Origin of the sequence: Xanthovirga aplysinae, from assembly GCF_009711365.1 — a bacterium.
Lineage (GTDB): Bacteria > Bacteroidota > Bacteroidia > Cytophagales > Cyclobacteriaceae > Xanthovirga > Xanthovirga aplysinae.
On the sequence record NZ_SMMB01000485.1, the window covers coordinates 1 to 1,861 of the forward strand.

General features: G+C 34.8%; 3 protein-coding genes. 2 read left to right on the forward strand and 1 reads right to left on the reverse strand.

What is annotated here, in order from left to right; genetic code table 11:
• Positions 1-414: hypothetical protein (locus E1171_RS02000; protein WP_155203570.1), on the reverse strand; the 414-nt coding region annotated here is incomplete at its 3' end.
• A gap of 108 nt (positions 415-522) precedes the next feature.
• Here E1171_RS02000 and E1171_RS02005 point away from each other — a divergent pair.
• Both E1171_RS02005 and E1171_RS02010 read left to right on the forward strand, forming a co-directional pair.
• The gene (locus E1171_RS02005) at positions 523-927 is read left to right on the forward strand and encodes a MerC domain-containing protein (RefSeq protein ID WP_155203573.1); all 405 of its coding nucleotides are present in this window, start codon (positions 523-525) and stop codon (positions 925-927) included.
• 71 nt (positions 928-998) lie between these two features.
• Positions 999-1,861: alpha/beta hydrolase family protein (locus E1171_RS02010; protein ID WP_155203575.1), on the forward strand; the 863-nt coding region annotated here is incomplete at its 3' end.

Sequence of the window (1,861 nt, forward strand, 5' to 3'; positions counted from 1 at the left end):
GCCATCAATTAACTTATAACCAAATGTGTATTCAACTTTTACCTCATTACCATCCAAGGCTGTGAAAAAGTAATTTCCCATTGCAACCGCACGGCTTCCTTCCAAAATGAGGTCTGAATTCTCAAATCTTACATTTGTCCAGGGTGTAATTGCAAATCCTTGGTCTTCCCGACATTCACGACTGTCGCCCGCAATGAAATAGGATAAAGCTTTCGATTTAGTAGGTCTAAATTGTTCTATTGCACACTTTGTAGGTTTAAATAAGACCAAACCTGTTTCAAAGGCATAGAGTTTGTCAAGAAATTCATTGGTGAAAGTCTCACAGTCAGACCTGTTTTCTTTTAGTGAACCAATTTTCACTACTCCTTCTGCCCATTTGTTCTGGGCTTTCAATACTTGTTCTTTGGTAACCATTTATTCTTTTTTTGTTTTGGTTGGTGGTATTTTTATTAACGCAACTATGTTGCAAAAATAAAGTAAATAACTAATTTTGCAACATAGTTGCATTAAAAGATGTGTTTTATGGTATTTTCTCAGAGATCCGATGAATTTGGGGCAGTAACAAGTGGTTTGTGCTTTGTTCATTGCCTTGTCACCCCATTTCTTTTTGTGGTTCAAGCTTCTTATTCCATCCATGACGAAGCTACCCCATTATGGTGGAGTTCGATAGACTTTTTATTTTTAGGAATATCCTTTTTGGCTGTTTATTGGTCAGCTAGGAAAACTTCTAAACAATGGATAAAGTATGCATTTGTTTTGAGTTTTATTTTCTTGGCTTTTGTTATTCTCAATGAAAAATTTGAGGGTTTTCATCTTGTCGAAGAAATCATCTACCTTCCTGCTTTAAGTTTGATTTTTCTTCATATTTACAATAAAAAATATTGCCAATGTAAGAAAGATGAATGCTGTGTGGTTGAAAAATACTGAAAACCTATTGGTAACACTACCTATGGCTATTAGAATTCCAGAACATATTACTAACCTTTAGCAACCATACCATGAAAAAAATTCAACTATTACTTATTTTATTGCTTATGTCCTTAGGGGCTTATGCTCAGGATGGCTTTTACAATATATCAGAGGAGAAAATCAAAAAAACCTACGATGAAATTAGTCCTCTCGGAAAATACAGATTTGACAGCTTATCCTATGAACATGCACGAAGCCAGACAGAATACATCTTCGAAGAATTCAATTATAAAAGCGATAATTTTGAAATCATAGGCTTTTCTTGTCGTCCAAAATTAATAAATGGAAAGAAAATTCCTGTAATTATATATAATCGAGGTGGTACCGGAAATATTGGAAAATTAAACGAGGAAGATTTTCCGGACTTTTATACCCTAGCCAAAGAAGGCTTTGTCGTTTTTGCCTCAAATTACAGATATGTAGGAGAACTAGGAGCCATAGACCAAATTGGTGGCGATGACCTAAATGATGTCATAAATTTATATGAAATTGTCCAAAAATTGGATTATGTAGATAATAAAAACATTTTCATGGTAGGAATTTCCAGAGGAGGACTGATGACCTATAAGAGTCTTACCAAAATAGACTTAAATGCCGCAGCTGTCTTAGGTGGAACGGCCGATTTGGAAGATCTAACAAATCGGAGACCTATATTTTTAACTGGCTGGTCTGATTTAGAAGAGAATTTAAATTATGCAGGACTTCAAAATGTCTTACCTAATTTTGAAGATAAACGGGAAGAATACTTTAAACAACGTTCTGCTCCGCAATGGGCAGATGAGATTAACACCCCAATTTTCATTCTGCATTCAAGGCAAGACGGTAGAGTTCCATTGAGTGGACCTTTAAAACTTATAGCTCGATTATATGAATTCAACAAAGAATTCAAAGT